This is a genomic window from Sinosporangium siamense (genome assembly GCF_016863435.1).
Taxonomy (GTDB): Bacteria; Actinomycetota; Actinomycetes; order Streptosporangiales; family Streptosporangiaceae; genus Sinosporangium; species Sinosporangium siamense.
Genome location: NZ_BOOW01000003.1, coordinates 15283 through 34495, shown reverse-complemented (window position 1 = coordinate 34495; position 19213 = coordinate 15283). Strand labels below are relative to the sequence as shown.

General features: G+C 69.6%; 16 protein-coding genes. 8 read left to right on the top strand and 8 right to left on the bottom strand.

Features of this window, described 5'->3' with window-relative positions; all coding sequences use genetic code 11:
• The first annotated feature begins 249 nt into the window (after positions 1 to 249).
• Positions 250 to 1113 carry a M23 family metallopeptidase gene (locus Ssi02_RS01145; RefSeq protein WP_204020098.1) on the top strand — a complete coding sequence of 288 codons (864 nt, stop codon included), beginning with the start codon at positions 250 to 252 and terminating at the stop codon, positions 1111 to 1113.
• Between the two features lie 208 nt (positions 1114 to 1321).
• Here the strand turns inward: Ssi02_RS01145 and Ssi02_RS01140 are convergent, their stop codons facing one another.
• The 6 genes from Ssi02_RS01140 to Ssi02_RS01115 all read right to left on the bottom strand — a co-directional run bounded on the left by Ssi02_RS01140 (position 1322) and on the right by Ssi02_RS01115 (position 10659).
• Positions 1322 to 2539 carry an NAD(P)/FAD-dependent oxidoreductase gene (locus Ssi02_RS01140; RefSeq protein WP_204020096.1) on the bottom strand — a complete coding sequence of 406 codons (1218 nt, stop codon included), beginning with the start codon at positions 2537 to 2539 and terminating at the stop codon, positions 1322 to 1324.
• Between the two features lie 178 nt (positions 2540 to 2717).
• A complete protein-coding gene (locus tag Ssi02_RS01135; protein WP_204020134.1) occupies positions 2718 to 3956 on the bottom strand; it encodes a deoxyguanosinetriphosphate triphosphohydrolase in 1239 nt (412 codons plus the stop codon).
• A gap of 145 nt (positions 3957 to 4101) precedes the next feature.
• Entirely contained in the window at positions 4102 to 6765 is a 2664-nt protein-coding gene (gene ppdK, locus Ssi02_RS01130; protein WP_204020094.1) for a pyruvate, phosphate dikinase, read from the bottom strand.
• A gap of 497 nt (positions 6766 to 7262) precedes the next feature.
• Positions 7263 to 8627: a glycine--tRNA ligase gene (locus Ssi02_RS01125; protein WP_373870063.1), complete on the bottom strand. Its 1365-nt coding sequence runs from the start codon at positions 8625 to 8627 to the stop codon at positions 7263 to 7265.
• A gap of 93 nt (positions 8628 to 8720) precedes the next feature.
• Positions 8721 to 9029 (bottom strand): antibiotic biosynthesis monooxygenase family protein, encoded by a 309-nt coding sequence (locus Ssi02_RS01120; RefSeq protein WP_204020090.1) that lies wholly within the window; start codon positions 9027 to 9029, stop codon positions 8721 to 8723.
• 364 nt (positions 9030 to 9393) lie between these two features.
• Complete coding sequence (locus Ssi02_RS01115) at positions 9394 to 10659, bottom strand: BtrH N-terminal domain-containing protein (RefSeq protein WP_204020088.1); 1266 nt, start codon at positions 10657 to 10659, stop codon at positions 9394 to 9396.
• A 409-nt stretch (positions 10660 to 11068) separates the two neighbouring features.
• On the opposite strand from Ssi02_RS01115, the gene Ssi02_RS01110 reads away from it, so the two are divergent.
• The 6 genes from Ssi02_RS01110 to Ssi02_RS01085 all read left to right on the top strand — a co-directional run bounded on the left by Ssi02_RS01110 (position 11069) and on the right by Ssi02_RS01085 (position 16000).
• Positions 11069 to 11464 carry a DUF6703 family protein gene (locus tag Ssi02_RS01110; RefSeq protein WP_204020132.1) on the top strand — a complete coding sequence of 132 codons (396 nt, stop codon included), beginning with the start codon at positions 11069 to 11071 and terminating at the stop codon, positions 11462 to 11464.
• A 31-nt stretch (positions 11465 to 11495) separates the two neighbouring features.
• The gene (locus tag Ssi02_RS01105) at positions 11496 to 12467 is read left to right on the top strand and encodes a metal ABC transporter substrate-binding protein (RefSeq protein ID WP_204020086.1); all 972 of its coding nucleotides are present in this window, start codon (positions 11496 to 11498) and stop codon (positions 12465 to 12467) included.
• Positions 12464 to 13252, top strand: a complete 789-nt coding sequence (locus tag Ssi02_RS01100) for a metal ABC transporter ATP-binding protein (protein ID WP_373870062.1) — start codon at positions 12464 to 12466, stop codon at positions 13250 to 13252. The genes Ssi02_RS01105 and Ssi02_RS01100 overlap by 4 nt, the downstream gene beginning before the upstream one ends.
• Positions 13249 to 14082: a metal ABC transporter permease gene (locus Ssi02_RS01095; RefSeq protein ID WP_204020084.1), complete on the top strand. Its 834-nt coding sequence runs from the start codon at positions 13249 to 13251 to the stop codon at positions 14080 to 14082. Before Ssi02_RS01100 ends, Ssi02_RS01095 begins: the two co-directional genes overlap by 4 nt.
• Positions 14079 to 14465 carry a Fur family transcriptional regulator gene (locus Ssi02_RS01090; protein WP_204020082.1) on the top strand — a complete coding sequence of 129 codons (387 nt, stop codon included), beginning with the start codon at positions 14079 to 14081 and terminating at the stop codon, positions 14463 to 14465. Before Ssi02_RS01095 ends, Ssi02_RS01090 begins: the two co-directional genes overlap by 4 nt.
• A 986-nt stretch (positions 14466 to 15451) precedes the next feature.
• Entirely contained in the window at positions 15452 to 16000 is a 549-nt protein-coding gene (locus Ssi02_RS01085; RefSeq protein WP_204020080.1) for a CGNR zinc finger domain-containing protein, read from the top strand.
• Positions 16001 to 16667: 667 nt separating this feature from the next.
• Here Ssi02_RS01085 and Ssi02_RS01080 read toward each other — a convergent pair.
• Together Ssi02_RS01080 and Ssi02_RS01075 are read right to left on the bottom strand one after the other, a co-directional pair.
• Positions 16668 to 17516: an isocitrate lyase/PEP mutase family protein gene (locus Ssi02_RS01080; RefSeq protein ID WP_204020078.1), complete on the bottom strand. Its 849-nt coding sequence runs from the start codon at positions 17514 to 17516 to the stop codon at positions 16668 to 16670.
• A 297-nt stretch (positions 17517 to 17813) separates the two neighbouring features.
• Positions 17814 to 18200: a winged helix-turn-helix transcriptional regulator gene (locus tag Ssi02_RS01075; protein ID WP_204020076.1), complete on the bottom strand. Its 387-nt coding sequence runs from the start codon at positions 18198 to 18200 to the stop codon at positions 17814 to 17816.
• Between the two features lie 122 nt (positions 18201 to 18322).
• On the opposite strand from Ssi02_RS01075, the gene Ssi02_RS01070 reads away from it, so the two are divergent.
• The gene (locus Ssi02_RS01070; RefSeq protein WP_204020075.1) at positions 18323 to 19174 is read left to right on the top strand and encodes an NAD(P)H-binding protein; all 852 of its coding nucleotides are present in this window, start codon (positions 18323 to 18325) and stop codon (positions 19172 to 19174) included.
• Positions 19175 to 19213: the final 39 nt, after the last annotated feature.

The following is a 19213-nucleotide window of genomic DNA, read 5'->3' as shown; positions in this document are numbered from 1 at the left end:
GTCTACGGCGGCCGGCCGACATTTCGTGCCTCGGTCAGGCCGCCGGGGAGCCCGTCCGCGACCTGGAGGCCCGGCCGCCGCGGCGGTGGCGTACAACCGAGTCGTTTGCACTCATCGTGCGAAGGCCCCATCCGAAGACCGGGTGGACGTGGCATCCTAGGGCCAGATTCTCGAACATGCCATCAGGTATGTAGGGATCGATTAGCCATGTAATCGGATCTAATCCGGGCAATGTCACAGGTGGAGATCATGCGTTCGGGCCATATCTTACGGCTGACCGCCATCGGCGGAGCCGCGTTCCTGACCTGCGCATGCAGCGGCGCCCCCGGCGTGGCCACGCCCCGGCTGAAGGCCGAGCCCGTCATGGCGGTCTCCACGCCCACCCCGGTCGTGACCGCGACGATCCCGGACACCAACGGCGCTCCCCCGCCCAACGTGCCGCGGCCGACGGCCGAGGAGCCCACATGGGTGCCGCCGCCGAAGATCTCGAAATACACCTACACGTTCCCGGTGGCCGACTGCCGCACCGACTACGCCCGCGAGCTGCTCGTCGTGCCCAAAAGCACGATCTGGGCGAACCGCGGCTGCGCATTCGTCTCCCCCGTCGACGGCGTGGTGCACGAAGTTCGCAAGAGCGACCCCTGGAACCCCGCGACCGACCGGGGGACCGCCCGTGAGGGGCGGTTCGTGAGCGTCATCGGCAAGGACGGGGTGCGCTACCTGGGCGGCCACCTCGAATCCGTGGCCGACGGCATAAGACCGGGGACCAAGGTGAAGAGCGGTCAGGAGCTGGGGCGCGTGGGCAACTCCGGCGACGCCCGCAGGACCGCCACGAACCTCTACTTCGCGATCTCCTGGAAGACCGGCCACCGCTACTGGTGGATTCGGCGCGGCATGGTGAACCCCTGGAACTATCTGGACGCGTGGTACAACGGCAACCGCACCCTCTCCCCGCAGGCCGAGACCATGGCCCTGCGCAAGAAGAAGAAGGTGACCCCGCCCTGCGAGACGCGGTGCGAGAGCCGCTCGCCCCAGGCGCCGCCCCCGGCCAAGCCGAGGCCGAAGCCGAGGCCCACGAAGACCCTCGACCTCGGCCCGCACCACCAGCGCTGATCTCGCCTGCCGGGCGGCGGCGCGTACGGCGGAGCCCAGCGGCAGGCCTCCACCTCGGCCGCCGCTGAGCCCGGTGTGGCCTCGATCTATACGGCCGGGCCCAGCGGCAGGCCTTCACCTCGCTCGCTGAGCCCCGTGTGGCCTTGATCTGTACGGCGGAGCCCAGCGGCAGGCCTTCACCTCGGCCGCCGCTGAGCCCGGTGTGCCCCTAGGAGGCGAGGCTGTCGAGCGGCTGCGCCGGATCGGCGAGCGCGCCCGTGTCGACGGCCTGGCCCGACCTGATCAGCCCCTGGATCGCGCCCGTGACGTCCCAGATGTTGACATTCATCCCGGCGATCACCCGGCCCTCGCGCAACCAGAACGCGATGAAGGCCAACTCCTCCACAGAACCCCGGTAGACGACCTGGTCATAGCCCTGGATGTCGCCGGAGAACTCCATGCCGAGTTCGAACTGGTCGGTGTAGAAGTAGGGCACCCGGTCGAAGACGACGTCCTGCCCGAGCATCGAGCGGGCCGCGGCGGGGCCGCCGTTGAGGGCGTTGGCCCAGTGCTCGACCCGGATGCGCCGGCCGAGCAGCGGGTTGTGGGCCTCGGCGACGTCGCCCGCGGCGAAGACGTCGGGGTCGGAGGAACGCAGCCCGGCGTCCACGACCACGCCGTCGGCCACGTCGAGCCCCGCGGCGACGGCCAGGCCCGTGTTGGGGGCCGCGCCGACGCCCACGATCACAAGGTCGGCGGGCAACCGCTCGCCCGCGGTCGTGACGACCTCGCGCACCCGGCCGTCCTCCCCGGCGATCTCCGCCACGCCGGCGCCGAAGCGGAACTCGACGCCGTTGCGGCGGTGCACCCCGGCGTAGATCTCGCCGAGCTCGGGGCCGAGCACCCGGTGCAGGGGCGTCGGCTCGGACTCGACCACGGTGACCTCGCACCCTGCGGCACGTGCCGCCGCGGCGGTCTCCAGGCCGATCCACCCGGCTCCCGCGACCACGACCCGGCCCGCCTGAGCGAACGCCTGCCTGAGCGTGTCGCTGTCGGGCAGGGTGCGCAGGGTGTGGACACCGCCGAGATCGGCGCCGGGGACCGGCAGCGTCCTCGGCGTGGCGCCGGTCGCGAGCAGGAGCTTGTCGTAGGCCACGGTCTCGCCTGAGTCGAGCTCGACGACCTTGCGGTCGCGGTGGACGGCCACGGCGGTCGTGCCCAGCCGCAGGTCCACGGAGTGCTCGGAATACCACTCGGGGCTGTGGACGTAGACCTTCTCGCGCTCGGACTTGCCCTTGAGATAACCCTTGGAGAGCGGCGGACGCTCGTAGGGACGCTCGCCCTCCGCCCCGATCAACACGATGTCGCCGTCGAACCCCTCGTCTCTCAGTGTCTGGGCCGCTTTAGCACCCGCGAGCCCGGCACCGATGATCACAAAGGTCGTCATGTATGGCCTCCTGCCATGGTCGCGCTCGGGCGGCGGGCGGAAGGGAGGCGACTTCCCCACCGATCGTCCACCCGGCGGCTCTCTCGGACGTTAACCGCACGAGTCTTCCGAAGTATGCCGCGATCACCTGCGGAATGACGCGGCGGGCCCCGGAAAACGAGTATTCCCCCAGGGGGTATTATCCGCTACGGCGTGACATGTGCCGGTGCCAGGCCACGGCGGACGTGTCGGTGAGCGAGGCGATCTGGTCGATCACGACCCGCACCCGGGCGCCGTCGTCCCCGGCGCTCTCGTAGACGGGGCGCAGCGCGGGCTCCAGCGTGCCCGGCGCGCCGAGCGTGATGAGGGCGGCCAGTTCGGTGATCAGTTCACGCTGCCTGGCCTGGTTGGCGTGGTGTTCGTCGCGGCCCATCACGTAATGCGCGATGACCCCCTTGAGCATCGCGCATTCGAGCCGCGCGGCGCGGGGCACGACGAGATCGGCGACGCGGCGATCGGGGCGTGAGCCGTACGTCTCGCGTGTGGCACGTTCCGCCGCGCGGCAGAAACGACCGATGAGGGAGCTTGTGAGGCCCTTCAGCCCGGCGACATCGGCGAGCCCACCGTCGAAGTGGCCCGGCCAGAAGGGCTCGGCCATGAGGCGGTCGAGCAGCTCGCCCAGCTCGGCGGGGTCGGCGTCGGGGCAGTGCCACTCGGCGGTGCGCTTCACGACCTCGCGCCGCTCGCCCGGGTCGCGGAGCGCCTCCAGGGTGACGTGGCCGGAGTGGAGGGCGTCCTCAAGGTCGTGGACGGAGTAGGCCACGTCGTCCGCCCAGTCCATGATCTGGGCCTCGAAGGACACACGATTCGGTTCGGTGCCCTCCCGGATCCACTCGAACACCGGCATGTCGTCCGGATAGACCCCGTATTTAGCGCTCTTCTCCCTGGTCCAGGGATATTTCAGGGCGGCGTTCAGCGACGCTCGGGTGAGGTTGAGCCCGGCGCCCCGCCCGTCCTCGGTCAGGACCTTTGCCTCAAGCCGGGTGAGCAGCCGCAGACTCTGCGCGTTGCCCTCGAAGCCGCCGCACCCTCCGGCGAGCGCGTCGAGCGCCACCTCGCCGTTGTGCCCGAACGGCGGATGCCCGAGATCGTGGGCGAGGCAGGCGGTCTCCACCAGATCGGGATCGACGCCCAGCGCCTCCCCCATCTCACGGCCGACCTGCGCGCACTCCAGCGAATGGGTCAGCCGGGTGCGGGGGATGTGCTGGCCGAGATCGTATGTCTCGCCGGGGCCGACGACCTGCGTCTTGGCGGCGAGCCTGCGCAGTGCCGCGCTGTGCAGCACCCTGGCGCGGTCACGCTCGAACGCACTGCGTTCGGGATTGCCCGGGGGTTCAGGCACCCAGCGGGCTTGGTCATGCTCGTCATAGTGCGCCATAAGAGCAGTGAGCATAGTCGTTCGGCGAGGGTCCGGCACGGCGGCGAAGTGCCGGCTCGAAGGCCGGGATCGGAGTACGGCGGAAGCCCCAGACCGGGAGCGTCGCGCGGGGGTGGGGCACTCTGCGCACCCCACCCCGCATGTGTCATCGAGTGTCCGAATCTCCAGCGGTCAGGGCCGCGCGGGCGGCCTCCAGCCGCGCCACCGGGATGCGGAACGGCGAGCAGGACACATAGTCGAGGCCCGCCTCGTGGCAGAAGTGGATCGAGTCCGGGTCGCCGCCGTGCTCGCCGCAGATGCCGAGCTTGAGGCCGGGCCTGGTCTTCCTGCCCTCCTCCACGGCGATGCGGACAAGCCTGCCGACGCCGTCGCGGTCGAGGCTCTCGAAGGGCGACACCCCGAAGACCCCCAGGTCGAGATATTTCGAGAAGAAGGATGCCTCGACGTCGTCACGGGAGAAGCCCCAGGTCATCTGGGTCAGGTCGTTCGTACCGAACGAGAAGAACTCCGCGGCCTCGGCGATCGAAGCGGCGGTGAGCGCGGCGCGCGGCACCTCGATCATGGTGCCGATGAGCGCGTCGACGCCGGTCTCGGCGAGGATGTGCTCGGCCTCCTCGCGCACCAGCTCAAGCTCCTGCACCGCGCCGACCAGCGGGATCATGATCTCGGCGCGCGGGTCGCCGCCCACCTCGGCCCTGGCCCGCGCCGCCTCGGCGATGGCCCGCACCTGCATGGCGAACAGGCCGGGCACGACCAGGCCGAGCCGTACCCCGCGCAGGCCGAGCATCGGGTTCTGCTCATGCAGCCGCTTGACGCAGTCGAGCAGGACGCGGTCCTTGGCGTCCGCCTTGTCCCCCGCCACCGCAACCTTGATCGACAGCTCGGTGAGGTCGGGCAGGAACTCGTGGAGCGGCGGGTCGAGCAGCCGGATCGTGACGGGCAGCCCGTCCATGGCCTCGAAGATCTCGGCGAAGTCGGCCCGCTGGAGCGGCTCCAGCTTGCGCAGAGCGGCCTCGCGGCCCGCCTCGTCGGTCGCGAGGATCAGGTCCTCGACGAGCTGCCGCCGCTCCCCGAGGAACATGTGCTCGGTACGGCACAGCCCGATGCCCTGGGCCCCGAACCGCCGCGCCCTGGCGGCGTCCTCGGCGTTGTCGGCGTTGGCCCGCACGGCGAGCCGGCGGGTGGCGTCGGCGTGGGCCATGATCCGGTGCACGGCCGACACCAGCTCGTCGCCGAGGTCGCCCGAGCCCTCGAAGTATTCGACCACGGGCGAGGGCACCACAGGCACCTCGCCGAGGTATACCGCGCCGCTGGAGCCGTCGATGGAGATGATGTCACCCTCCTCCACGACGACGCCGCCCGGAGCGGTGAACCTCCGCTCCTTGGTGGAGACGTTGAGCTCCTCGGCCCCGCAGACGCAGGTCTTGCCCATGCCGCGGGCGACCACGGCGGCGTGGGAGGTCTTGCCGCCGCGTGAGGTGAGCACACCCTTGGCCGCGATCATGCCGCTGAGGTCGTCGGGGTTGGTCTCCCGGCGTACCAGCACGACGGCCTCGCCGCGGGCGGCAAGCTCCACGGCGCGTTCTGAGGAGAACACGGCCTTGCCGACGGCGGCGCCCGGGGAGGCGTTCATGCCCTTGGTGAGCAGGCGCGCTCCGGCGGCCTGGTCGAAGCGGGGGAACATGAGCTGGGCGAGCTGTCCGCCGGACACCCGGGTGACGGCCTCGTCGAGGGTGATGAGGCCCTGGTCGACCAGCTGGGTGGCGATGCGGAAGGCCGCGGCGGCGGTGCGCTTGCCCACGCGGGTCTGGAGCATCCACAACTTGCCGCGCTCGATGGTGAACTCGATGTCGCAGAGGTCGCGGTAGTGGTTCTCCAGCTTCTCCATGATCTTCATGAGTTCGGCGTAGGAGACCGGGTCGAGACGTTCGAGCTCTTGCAGGGGGATGGTGTTGCGGATGCCGGCCACGACGTCCTCACCCTGGGCGTTCTGCAGGTAGTCGCCGTAGACACCCTGGTGGCCGCTGCCGGGGTCCCGGGTGAAGGCGACGCCGGTGCCGGACTCCATGCCGAGGTTGCCGAACACCATGGCGACGATGTTGACGGCGGTGCCGAGGTCGGCGGGGATGCGCTCCTGGCGGCGGTAGAGCACGGCCCTCGGCGCCTTCCACGAGTCGAAGACGGCCAGCACGGCGAGTCTCATCTGCTCACGCGGGTCGGTGGGGAAGTCGATCCCGGCCTGCTCCCGCACGATGCCCTTGTAGGTCGCGACCAGCTCGCGGAAGTCGGCGGTGGCGAGGTCGAGGTCGCCCTTCGCCCCCCGCTCGGTCTTCAAGTGGTCCAAGGCGTCTTCGAAGTGCTCGCCCTCGATGCCGAGCACGGTCTTGCCGAACATCTGGATGAGCCGCCGGTAGGAGTCCCACGCGAAGCGGTCGTTACCGCCCGCCTGCTTGGCGAGTCCCAGCACCGATTCATCGTTGAGGCCGATGTTGAGCACTGTTTCCATCATGCCGGGCATGGAGAACTTCGCCCCGGAGCGTACGCTCACGAGTAGAGGGTCGTCACTCTGTCCGAGCCGCCTGCCCATGCTCTGCTCCAGCGCGGCAAGGTGCTCGTCGATCTCTTCCTCAAGACCCGCGGGGAAGGTCCCGTCGGTGAGGTAGTGGCGGCACGCCTCGGTGGTGATCGTGAAGCCGGGAGGCACAGGCAGGCCGAGATTGGTCATCTCGGCGAGGTTGGCTCCCTTTCCCCCGAGCAGGTCCTTGAGATCTCTGTTGCCCTCGGTGAAGCCGTAAACATACTTGGGCATGACAGCTCCTTCATTGACCTCTAATGCGCAATCTGCCTCTCTTGCGGACTCTACAGATAGAAATCAGGAAGAATCGTCACCCGTCGGCTGATACGACATCTGCCCAGGTAGATACCCTCGGGGAGGTCTAATCCAATTCAAAAAGCGGCAAACTTTCGATCTCTCACAATGGTATATACCAATTGGTGTAAACCAATTTACGCGCTTCGATCTTCGGGGTTTTCGCCGCAGTGCCCACTCCCCCGGGGCCCAAACACACTCCCGCCCGCGGCGGAACGGACGGTTGTCGGCCACCAAACGGACGGCCACCTCCCATGGAACAGACGGCCGCACGGGCGGCAGGGCCGGCGGCCAGACGGGCGGACGAGCGGACGGACGGACGGGCCGGCGGACGAGCGGGCGAGCGGACGGACGGACGGATCAGAAAACGGCCGGACCGGAAAACGACGACGGGCCCGCGCCGGGATGCGGCGCGGGCCCGTCGAGGGCGAAGCGAATCAGTCGTTGAGGTGCTGACGCAGGTAGGACTCCACCTGGTCGAGCGCCACCCGCTCCTGGCCCATGGTGTCGCGCTCGCGCACGGTCACCGCGTGGTCCTCAAGCGAGTCGAAGTCGACCGTGACGCAGAACGGCGTGCCGATCTCGTCCTGGCGGCGGTAGCGGCGGCCGATCGCCCCCGCGTCGTCGAACTCGACATTCCACCGGCGGCGGAGCTGAGCCGCGAGGTCGCGGGCCTTCGGCGACAGGTCGGCGTTGCGCGACAGCGGCAGCACCGCGACCTTGACCGGGGCGAGACGGTGGTCGAGCCGCATCACCTTGCGGGTCTCCATGACCCCCTTGGCGTTGGGGGCCTCGTCCTCGGCATAGGCGTCGAGCATGAACGTCAGCGTGCAGCGGTCGACACCGGCCGCCGGCTCGATGACGTAAGGCACATAGCGCTCACCGCTGTCCTGCTCGAAGAACGACAGGTCGGCCCCGGAGTGCTTGGAGTGCGTCGTCAGGTCGAAGTCGGTGCGGTTGGCGACGCCCTCAAGCTCGCCCCACTCCGACCCGGTGAAGTTGAAGCGGTATTCGATGTCGACGGTGCGCTTCGAATAGTGCGACAACTTGTCCTGCGGGTGCTCGTAGAGCCGCAGGTTGTCGCGGTCGATGCCAAGATCGATATACCAGGCGAGGCGCTGGTCGATCCAGTATTGGTGCCACTCCTCGTCACTGCCCGGCTTGACGAAGAACTCCATCTCCATCTGCTCGAACTCGCGGGTGCGGAAGATGAAGTTGCCCGGGGTGATCTCGTTGCGGAACGACTTGCCGATCTGGCCGATGCCGAACGGGATCTTCTTGCGGGACGACTGCTGCACATTGAGGTAGTTGATGAAGATGCCCTGCGCGGTCTCCGGCCGCAGATAGGCCAGCCCCGATTCGTCCTCGACCGGGCCGAGGAAGGTCTTGAGCAGGCCGTTGAACATCTTCGGCTCGGTGAAGGCGCCCTTGTTGCCGCAGTTGGGGCAGGTCAGGTCGGCCAGGCCGTGCTCGGGGGCCCTGCCGTGCCGCTCCTCGAACGCCTCCACCAGGTGGTCGGCGCGATAGCGCTTGTGACACGACTGGCACTCGGTCAACGGGTCCACGAACTCCTGCACGTGGCCGCTGGCCTCCCACACCTCACGGGCGAGGATCACACAGGAGTCGAGGCCGACCACGTCGTCACGGCCCTGGACGACCGCCTTCCACCACTCACGCTTGACGTTGTTCTTCAGCTCGACGCCGAGGGGGCCGTAGTCCCAGGAAGCCCGCAGCCCTCCATAGATCTCGCTCGACGGGTAAACGAGCCCGCGGCGCTTGGCAAGGCTGACAATGGTCTCCATGACGTCATTGCGACGTGCCATGTGTGGAACTCCGTCCGGCTGGGTGTCGGCGTTGGTGACTGGGATCGAGTGGGGCGCTTCACCTGCTCGATTTCACCCAAGCTTAGGGGAAGCCCCGCCGCGCTCGCTCCGATAAACGGCCTCGAAGGCGCTCGGCTCGTTGATCATGAGAGTCATGAGCGGATACATCACCAACCGGGCCGCGGACAGGGCACGACGGTAGAAACCCGCCCCCTCCCATTCGGACACGAGGGCCCACAGCTCCTCCTCGTCCACCGAGCGGGAAAGCTGCCCGCTCACAAAGCCCGGCTGGGCCTCGAAAACGGCGAGGATCTCACGCGCCTGACCGGCGAACTCGTCGGTCTGCGGACCCGGCACTGTGTAGCGGATGACTGCGAGCATCGCATCAGGATGCCACCCACCCCGGCCGGCGGCGGACTCGGGCGTCCCGGAGGCGCGGCCTGAACACCCGGCCGCCGTCCCGGCTCATGCCGTACCCCACGATCGGGTACGGCGAAGCCGGGCAGGACGGGTGCCGTGGCGAGAAGGCCAGGCCCGCGCGACATGGTCCTGGAACTTGCCGTGACCGCCGGCTCGTCGCAAAGACCTGTCAGTGCAGCGAAGCGTACGGCTCCCACAAGACCGCGAGCGTTGCCACTGCTGCCAAGGCTGTGAACTGCATGACCGCGCTGCTGTCTTGTCTACTTCGCCGACGGTGTCTCCCGGAGGAGAGGCGGGGCATTGCCGGCCCCGGGGAATGAGCCGGTCAGCCGGCCACCGCCGCCTTCAGGTCGGCGATCGCGGAGGTCTCGGCGGTGTAGATCGCGGTCACGCGTTCACCGATCTCGATGAAGAGGGATTCGGGGTCGATCGGTAAAGGGGCGGAGGCGAGGCCGACGCGGAGGCGCCACAGTTCGGTGGTGGCTTCGATGTCGGTTCGGCCCTCGGTGAGGATCGAGTGGCGGTTGGCGGTGGTCAGGTCACGCATGCGGGCGAATTCCGGGATGTCGGCGGGAAGGGCGGCGTCGGCCAGGGCGCGCCACATGCCGTGGATCTCGCGGAAGCGCTCGGCGAGGGGCACGAGGGCGGGACGGCCGAGCATGACCGCGGCCTCGTCGAGGCCGGTCGCGAACAGGTCGCGCAGGTCTCCGCCGTCCATGCCGACCGGGCCGGCCTCCTCCCAGAGGGACAACAACGCCCCGGTCAGGCCCTTGCCGCCGGCGAAGACCTTCGGCCAGGCCTTGGCGTTGCGGCGGTCGGTGGTCAGGCGTGCCCACTTGCGCCAGGCGGGCAGGGAGAACGAATCGGACGTGCCGCTCAAATGCTCGGCGCAGTCGCGGAGGCCCTCAAGCACCGCGCCCACGAGGCGCTCCTCACCGATCGGGGCGGGTTCGAGGGCGATGGTGAAGTTCTTATACGACCCGACCCGTGCCCGGGCGGCGTCCATGCTCTCCCGGGGCACGTGGATGGGCACGAACCCCCGGTCGTCCACGAACACCCCGCCGGCGTCGTGCCGGTAGACGAGCACCGGGTGCCCGCCGTAGCCGTCGAGGTGAGCGGGAAGCCCCCAATAGCCGATGTGGTAGCGATCGGGCAGCACGATGCACGGATGCCCCGCCTCGAGCTCCTCCGTCAGATATTTCGCCGCCGCCTTGGCCCCGCCGGTGCGGTGAACGCGGTGGGGCACGCCGAGCCGCTCGAGCGTCTTGCAGAGGAAGCTGTCGTGATATTGCCACCGGTTGGTGAAGCCCATGACCAGGTGGGCACTCCGGTGCTCCTTGAACTCCCACAGGATGTATCCCGCACCGATGCCTCCACCCGCGAGGAAGACCGCCGCCTCACTCACCGGAACCCCGGCGTTGACGAGAGCGGAGGTGACGGCCGAGCTGGCCGAGTGGACGCCGGAGAGGAACCGCCACCCGCCGACCCGGGGATCGTCGACGGTCAGATGCTTAAGCGCCGCCGTGTAACTCTCGCCGGTCTTGGCCATGCGGGCACGGACGCGCGCCTTGAACTGCTTCTTGCTGGTCATCATGTGCTCCAGTGACGTCGGCGCACGCGGAGACGGCCCACGCCCGCGATCCGGCCGCCGCACCTGGTGCTCGCATGTGACCTAACCGCACTCCCGAGGCACCTATGTCCCCTTTGCCTCCGCAGGTGACGGGCAGCGTGGGTGCCCGCTGAAGGAGGTTGGGCGCGAGAGTTCGCCACCCGGCATTCTAAGCACCTCCCCTCCCCCACGCCACCCCCGCATCCGTCACCACGTGGACAAACGCCACCCCGGCTCATGCCGTACGGCACAAGCCCACCAAAACACACCCGCACACGTGACCTGTGCCCGATCGTGCCCCGTGACCGATCGCCCCTCGCCCGGTTAGGCTCTCCGCGTGGCCAGGAACGCGAAGCCAGGAAGCGACGACGGCCGGTCCGGCCGGCATCCGATGGCGAGGCCCCGGCAGGATCGCCGCGGCGGCCGGAGCGGGGGAACGCGGCGCCCTCTGCCCAAGGGCGAACATTTCTTCACGCCCGGGGCGACGGGCTTGCGTGCGGCAGTGGAGCGGCGCAGCGCGGCCCCGATGGTCTATCTGTTCCAGCTTCCCCGATGGTTGCCGCCCGTCGTGCTGGTGGTGTTGCTTCTGGTGGGGCTGGCGGCGCCGTCGGTCTGGGGTGGGCTTGCCGTCTTGCCGGTGTTGCTGTTCGTGACCTGGCTGGCCTATACGTCATGGCCGTCGCTGGGCGCCCGGGGAAGGTTTCTGCGGGTGGTGCTGTTGACGTTCCTTGTGTTGCTAGCTTCTGACCGTTTTGGCGTACTTGGCACCGTCCTAAACTGGTTTTGACAACCATTTTCATTCTGTCCATACTTACTGTATGAAGTCGTTCCGAGCACTGCGCACGTCGGGTTTGATGGCCGGTGTCGTACTCCTCACCGCCACCACCGCGGCCTGCGGCTCAGGCTCGGCGGGTTCCCCCTCCGCTGGTTCCCCCTCGGGCGGCAAGCCCGAGGTCCTCGCGGCCTTCTATCCCCTGCAGTGGTTGTCCGAGCGGGTCGCCGGCGGAGCCGCGCAGGTCACAGGCCTGACCGGCCCGGGGGTCGAGCCCCACGACGTCGAACTCACACCGCGCCAGGTCGCCTCCCTCAGCCAGGCCAGGCTGACGGTCTATGTGAAGGGCATTCAGCCCGCCGTGGACGAGGCGGTCGAGCAACACGCCGCCGACCGCGGCTTCGACGCCGCCGCGGCGGTCACGCCGCTGACCGCCGGCCCCTCGCACGCCGAGGAGGGGCACAGCGAAGGCGACGGGCACGACCACGGGCATGAGGACGGGCAGGGCACCGACCCGCACATCTGGCTCGACCCGAGCCGCCTCGCCACCGTGGCGACCGCCCTCGGCCAGAAGATGGCGACCGCCGACCCCGCGGGCGCGGCGGGCTACCGCGAGCGGGCCGCGGCCACCGCGAAAGAGCTGAGCACGCTCGACGAGGAGTTCACCAAGGGCCTCGCCACCTGCGGCACCCGCACGATCGTGACCAGCCATGCCGCGTTCGGCTACCTGGCGGAACGTTACAAGTTCAAGCAGGTCGCCATCAGCGGCATCGACCCCGACGCCGAACCCTCCCCTGGCCGCCTGGCCGAGGTCGCCGAGATCGCCCGGCGCGAGAAGGTCACCACGATCTTCACCGAGACCCTCGTCAACCCCAAGGTCGCCGACGTGCTCGCGCAAGAAGTGGGGGCCAAGACCTCCGTACTCGACCCTGTGGAGAGCAAACCGTCCACGGGCGACTATCTTTCAGCGATGCGCCAGAATCTCACCGCCCTCCGCGCCGCCATGGAGTGTTCGTGACGCCGGAGATCACGTTTGCGATGACCGGCGGGCATGTCGTTCTCGACGGCCGGCCGATCCTGCGCGGCATCGACCTGACGATCCGCCAGGGTGAGGTCGTCGCCGTGCTCGGCACCAACGGATCGGGAAAGTCCACCCTTATCCGGACACTGCTTGGCCTGCTCCCCCTCTCCTCCGGCACCACCACGATCTACGGTGCCCCGCCCGCCAGGTTCCGCCAGTGGGAGCGGGTGGGATATGTGCCGCAGCGGCTCCAGGTGGGCGGCGGCGTGCCCGCGACGGTCGGCGAGATCGTGTCCTCGGGCCGGGTGGCGAGGCGACGCAGGTTCAGCCGTACCTCCCGTGAGGACAAGGCGGCGGTCGCCGCCGCGCTCGAAGCCGTCGGCATGGCCCACCGCGTCAAGGACCCGGTGCACGCGTTGTCCGGCGGGCAGCAGCAGCGGGTGCTCATCGCCCGGGCGCTCGCCGGGCAACCCGACGTGTTCGTGATGGACGAGCCCACCGCGGGCGTCGACGCGGAAAGCCAGCGCGACCTCGCGGCGACTCTGGCGGCCCAGGCGGACCTCGGCAAAACCGTCGTACTGGTCGCCCACGAACTCGGCCCGCTCGAACCGCTGATCGCCCGCACACTGGTCGTACGGGACGGCCTGATCGTCCACGACGGCGACCTCGTGCCGAGTCCCGGCGGACGGCACGAGTGCGACGAGACGGACAACGGCGGCACCAGGCTCTCCGGACTGGACCTCAGCGCGAAAATGACGATCGGGACGGGCGACGGCACGTGATCGAGCTGCTTCAATTCGACTTCATGCAGCGGGCGCTGATCGCCGCGCTCCTCGTGGGCCTCGCCGCGCCCGCCATCGGCACCTTCATCGTCCAGCGCCGCCTGTCCCTCCTCGGCGACGGCATCGGCCACGTCGCCCTCACCGGCGTCGCACTGGGCTTCCTCACCGGCACCGCACCCGTGATCACCGCGATGATCGTGGCCGTGCTCGGCGCGGTCGCCATCGAACTCGTCCGGGCACGCGGCCGCACCAGCGGCGACGTCGCGCTGGCCCTGCTGTTCTACGGCGGCATCGCCGGCGGCGTCCTGCTCATCGGCATGGCGCCCGGCGGAAGCAACGCCACCCTGATGTCGGCGCTGTTCGGCTCGATCACCAGCGTCACACCCGAGGACGTGTGGATCACCGCGGCGCTGGCGGTGGCCGTGCTCGGTGTCGTGGCCTACTTCGGCCGTGAACTCTTCGTGCTCTGCCAGGACGAGGACATGGCACGCGCGAGCGGGCTCCCGGTGCGTTTCCTCAGCCTGCTCATCGCGATCACCGCCGCGCTCACGGTGGTCATCGCCATGCGCGTCGTCGGCCTTTTGATGGTGAGCGCGCTCATGGTCGTGCCCGTCGCCACCGGCCAGCAACTCTCCCGCAGCTTCCGCGCCACAATGCTGCTCGCCATGGCATTTGGCGTCGTGGCGACAGTCGGCGGGCTGAGTTCCGCGTTCTATGCTGAAGTGGCCCCTGGAGCCACGATCGTTCTCGTCTCCCTCGCCGGGTTCGCCCTGGCGCTCGGGGTCGGTAGATTCGTACGGCGAAGCCGAGCCCAGGAGTCCAGCAGATGAGCAATCGCCGCGAGGCCGTCTACGAGATCCTCCGCCACAGCGGGAGTTTCCGCAGCGCGCAGGACATCTACGCTGAGATGCGTGCCGAGGGTGCCAAGATTGGCTTGACCACCGTCTATCGCGCTTTGCAGGCCCTCGCGGACGCCGGCCACGTCGACGTACTGCGCACCGACGAAGGCGAGGCCGCCTACCGCGCGTGCGCGAGCGACACCCACCACCACCACCTCGTGTGCCGCCGCTGCGGACGCACCATCGAGGTCGCCGGCCCCGCCGTCGAACGCTGGGCCGAGGGAGTGGGCGCGGAGCACGGCTTCACCGACATCACCCACACCGTGGAAGTCTTCGGCACCTGCCCGGCCTGCGCCGCCGAAACCCCGGGCTAGGCAGGGGCCTCCTTCCCACAACCTCATCCCGTCTTTCCACGACCTCATCCCGTCTTTCCACGACCTCATCCCGCAGGCGCGTGTCGACGTGGCGCGGGAGCGTGCAGGCATGGCCCGAGAGCACGTGGCGCGGCACGGAAGCGCGTGACCGCCGGCGCGCAGGCATGGCGCGAGACCGCGTGGCGCGGCACGGAAGCGTGTGGCCGCATAAGAGAGCAACATCCACCCCAGCACGTGCGGCCCGAACGCCGGCAGAACCAGTCACCCGTGCCCGGGCCATGCCGGCGTGAACACCACCCCCCGTCGGAGAGCCCCACAACGGCGATCAGCGCCGTGGACACCAGCGTGACGTGTAAGAGCGGTCCCGCCACGCGGGAGCCCGTGGAGCCGCCTCTGAGCGCCGGCGGGAACCCCGCGTACGACACCGACGCGCGCCCCCGAGCAGCACGCCCGCAAGCGGCCGGCCCTCATAGGCCACACCGCCCAGCAAAACCGTCCACCACCCCCCGAGAGCAGCACCACTCCCCCGAACACCAACGGCACCGCGACGACCACCGCCGCCCAGGCCGCTCCCCAAACGACACCCACGACGCAACGCCACCACGAACACCGGCAGATTCCCCAGCACCGTCGCCAACCCCGCCCCCACCGCCGAGGTCGCGTGGTGCCAGAAATACAGATCCAGACCGAAGCACAGCCCCGCGACCCACGCGAGCAGTAGACTCCGGAGCGGCACCGGCCCGAGCCATCGCCGCTCCGGCCACGCCGCGATCAGCTAAGGCCCCAGGGCATATCCGCATCCAAAATCGCGGAGGTCGCCGGGGGCACCTCCGCCAGGCGGACAAACGGCGCCGAGGTCGCGATGACCAACGCACCAGCCACGGAGACAGGCACGGCAACGCGCGGGAGATCATCACAAAACCCCCGGATCGACCGCGAGAGGGTACGCTTCCGAACGCTAGAACCGGGTCGCAACGGGAGGCAACATGCCATTCGGCCATGACATGGTGCACTCACTGGGCACAGTGGTCGATCTACTTAACTCCGCCCCCGAGATCGGCGGCGAGGAGACGCTACGCGACCTCAACGACCTCGCCACCTTCATTCGGCAACGCGAGATAAGCGGCATCGACCACCTTGACGAGGGCGAACTCACGCAGATCCACACACTGCGCAGCGACTTCCACCGCATCCTCGCCGCCCCCGACGACCCCAGCGCCGTCACCCTGCTCAACGCCCTCCTCAGCGAAACCCGCATCACCCCCCGCCTGACCGAACACGACGGCCACCCCCTGCACATGCACTACTTCGCCCCCGGCAGCTCCCTGGCCGAACACCTGGCCGCCGACTGCGGCGTCGCCCTGGCCCAACTCCTCATCACCGGCGAACGCGAACGCCTGCGCACCTGCTGCGCCCCCGGCTGCTCCCGCGCCTTCTTCGACGAGTCCCGTAACCGCTCCCGCGTCTACTGCGACAGCCGCACCTGCGGCAACCGAATGCACGTAGCCGCCTACCGAGCCCGCCGCCGCACCTGACCCCCACCTGACCCCCACCCCCAAATCTGGGAAACGCCTGCGCTCGGCAGCCTCCGGGTGTGCTGGAGCTGGCGACCTCACCTGTAGCCCCGAAGTCGTGACGGCCACGCCCCCTCCCTCCGACGTTTCATGGCAGATGCTCGTCGGTTCGCGCGTCGTGGGGAAAGGCCACCCGAACCCGCACACCGCCGCGAAGCCAGGCATCTCTCCCGGCACGGTCCCCGGCAAGTGCGCCGGTGCCGGGAAGTGCGCTCGCACGGCCCACACGAACGGCCGAGCAAGCCCCGGGACTGCACATCACACATCTGCCGAGAAGAGAAGCCCCGCCGCATCCCCGGGGGTAGCCCCCGCGTGCACGGCCGCTGCGAAGGCGTGCCCAGACGCGCTCTCGCGGCTCTCGCGGCCTGGAGGGGCTTCCTGCCGGAGCCCCCGCCCGACCCCCTCGGCTACGACCTCACGCGCACCACCGTCGACGACCACGCCCGCACTGTCCCAAGCCCTCGGCCGACGAGAATCGCCACGGCCTTACAGCCGCCCGCATGATCGGACGTTTCGAGTGGATTTCAGCTGACGACGCCGGGAACCGCAGAAGTGTCGGTCCGAGTGCCAGTTCCGGATGGCGGGCTCAAGCGGGGCGTGCCGCGGGATGCCCCCTCCCCGCAAGCGGTCAGGGTGACTCGCCGGCCCTCTCCATCAGTGTGTTGAGGTCGCGGTGGGAGGTGGTGTCGGTGGCGAAGGACAGGGTGCCGTGGTCGTGGAGCTCCTGGGCTCCGCGGGTGAAGGCGGTGAGGGCGGCTCGGACGAGGGTTGAGCCCACGCTGATGCGGCGGGCGCCCAGGTCGCCCAGGTCGGCGACGGAAAGGCGCAGGGCGCCGCCCGCCAGGATGTTGACCGGGCGGGTCACGGACGAGCACACGGCGTGGACCGCGTCGGCGTCGGGGAGGCCGGGAGCATAGAGCACGTCGGCGCCCGCCTCCTCGTAAGCCTGGAGGCGGCGGATCGTGTCGTCGAGGTCGGGGCGGCCGACAAAGAAGTTTTCGGCGCGGGCGGTCACCGTGAACGGGAAGGGCAGGGCCCTGGCGGCCTCCACGGCGGCCGAGACGCGCTCCACGGCCTCCGCCAGTGAGCGCTGGGGATCGGCCCCGCTCCCCGTGGAGTCTTCCACGGAGCCGCCGACCAGGCCGGTCTCGGCGGCCAGGCGGATGGTCTCGGCCACCTCCTCGGGGGTGTCGCCGAAGCCGCTCTCCAGATCGGCCGACACGGGCAGACGGGTCGCCTCGACGATGGCGGCGGCGTTGGCCAGGGTCTCCGCCCGGGTGACGCGGTTGGCGCCGTCGGGGCGGCCGAGGGTGAAGGCGAGGCCGGCGCTGGTGGTGGCGAGGGCTGCGAAGCCGAGCCCGGCCAGCAGGCGCGCGGTGCCGGCGTCCCACGGATTGGGCACGACGAAAGGCTCGGGCCCTCGATGCAGGGCCTGGAAAGCGACGGCCCGACGGTGCTGCTCGGTGGAAAGAGTCATGGAACGCCCCCCGTGCGGCTCGTACCCCACCTGACAAGGACCGCAGCTTAGCCCTCCCTACCGACAGTTTCCCGCTCCCACGGATCGGGCTTGCGTGACCCTGCTCCGCCGTACCGCTGAACCGTGACCCTGCTCAGGCGTACCGCCGAACAGGGTCACGAAGCGTGGCCAAGGGGCCTGGCCACGGAGACGGCTCCGCCGTACCACCGAGCGCCGTGCCACTGGGCAGGGTTCCGACGCAGCAGGGTCGCGGAGCAGGGGTCCGGCGGGGCGCACCGGCCGACGGAGAGGCGGGTCTCAGGTCCGCGGCGCGGTGGTGTTGTCGTAGTTGTGCCGGGAGCGCTCGACTTCGGGCAAGTTGGTGTCGGCCCACTGGGTGAGTGAGGCGAACAGGGGGCCGAGGCTGCGGCCCAGGTCGCTGATCTCGTATTCCACCCGGGGCGGGATCTCGGGGTGGTAGGTGCGCACGACGAGGCCGTCGCGCTCCAGTTGCCGCAGGCGCTGCGTCAGCACCTTGGGGGTGATCGTGGTGATGCGGCACTCGAGTTCGACGAAGCGTTGCCTGCCGAACTCGTGGAGGGCCCACAGGATCGGGGTCGTCCACCGGCTGAAGACGATCTCGACGACCGGGGCGATCGGGCACGCCTGCTCGGGGAGCGCTTCGGGGTCCGTTTTCCCGCTCACTGGATGTCCATGGGGTAGTCACTTTCCTCTAGGTACCTACTATAGCGAGGATGTTAGCGTCGCCGAGTCGCGACGGGATCCCGCCGCGGCGTGACCGGAAGCAGCGGATACGGGAGGCGATCATGATCGTGGTGACGGGGGCGACGGGGAACGTCGGAGCACCGCTTGTCCGGGTGCTCGCGGCGGCGGGTGAGCGGGTGACGGCGGTTTCGCGCCGCGGTGCGGGTGTGGAGGCGCTGGAGAACGTGGAACACAGGACGGGCGATCTGGCAGCGCCGGAAAGCCTCGGACCTGCCTTCGAGGGAGCCGAGGCGCTGTTCCTCCTGCTCTCCGGTGAACTCCTCGCCGGACCCGCGAGCCTGGACCGGCGGGCCCTGCTGGACATCGCGCGGGAGGCCGGGATCAAGCGGGTCGTCCTGCTCTCCTCTCAGGCCGCGGGCACGCGGCCTGCGGTTCCGCCCTACTCTCTCCTGCGCGCGGCGGAGGACGATCTGCGGGCATCGGAGCTCGCGTGGACGATCCTGCGACCCGGCGGTTTCCACTCCAACACCTTCGGGTGGGCGGCGGGTGTGCGTGAGCAAAAGGCGGTGGCCGCGCCGTTCGGCGATGTGGCTCTGCCGTTCATCGACCCGTCCGACATCGCGGAGGTCGCGGCGACGGTGCTGCGCGACGCCGGCCACAGCGGGCAGATCTACGAGCTCACCGGCCCGGAGCCGGTCTCCCCGCGGGAGCAGGCGCGTGCGATCGGCGACGCGCTGGGAACACCGGTGCGGTTCGCCGAGCAGAGCCGTGACGAGGCCAGGGCGCTGCTGGTGCGTTTCATGCCGGAGGCGGTCGTCGACGCCACTCTCGACCTTCTGGGCGCCCCGTCCGCCGCCGAGCGGCTGGTGAGCCCGGCGGTCGAACGGCTTCTCGGCCGTCCGGCGCGCACCTACGGCGAGTGGGCGGCGCGGAACGTCGCCGCCTTCCGCTGATCCCTGTGCCCGGGTCCCGGCGCATGACCGGGGCCCGGC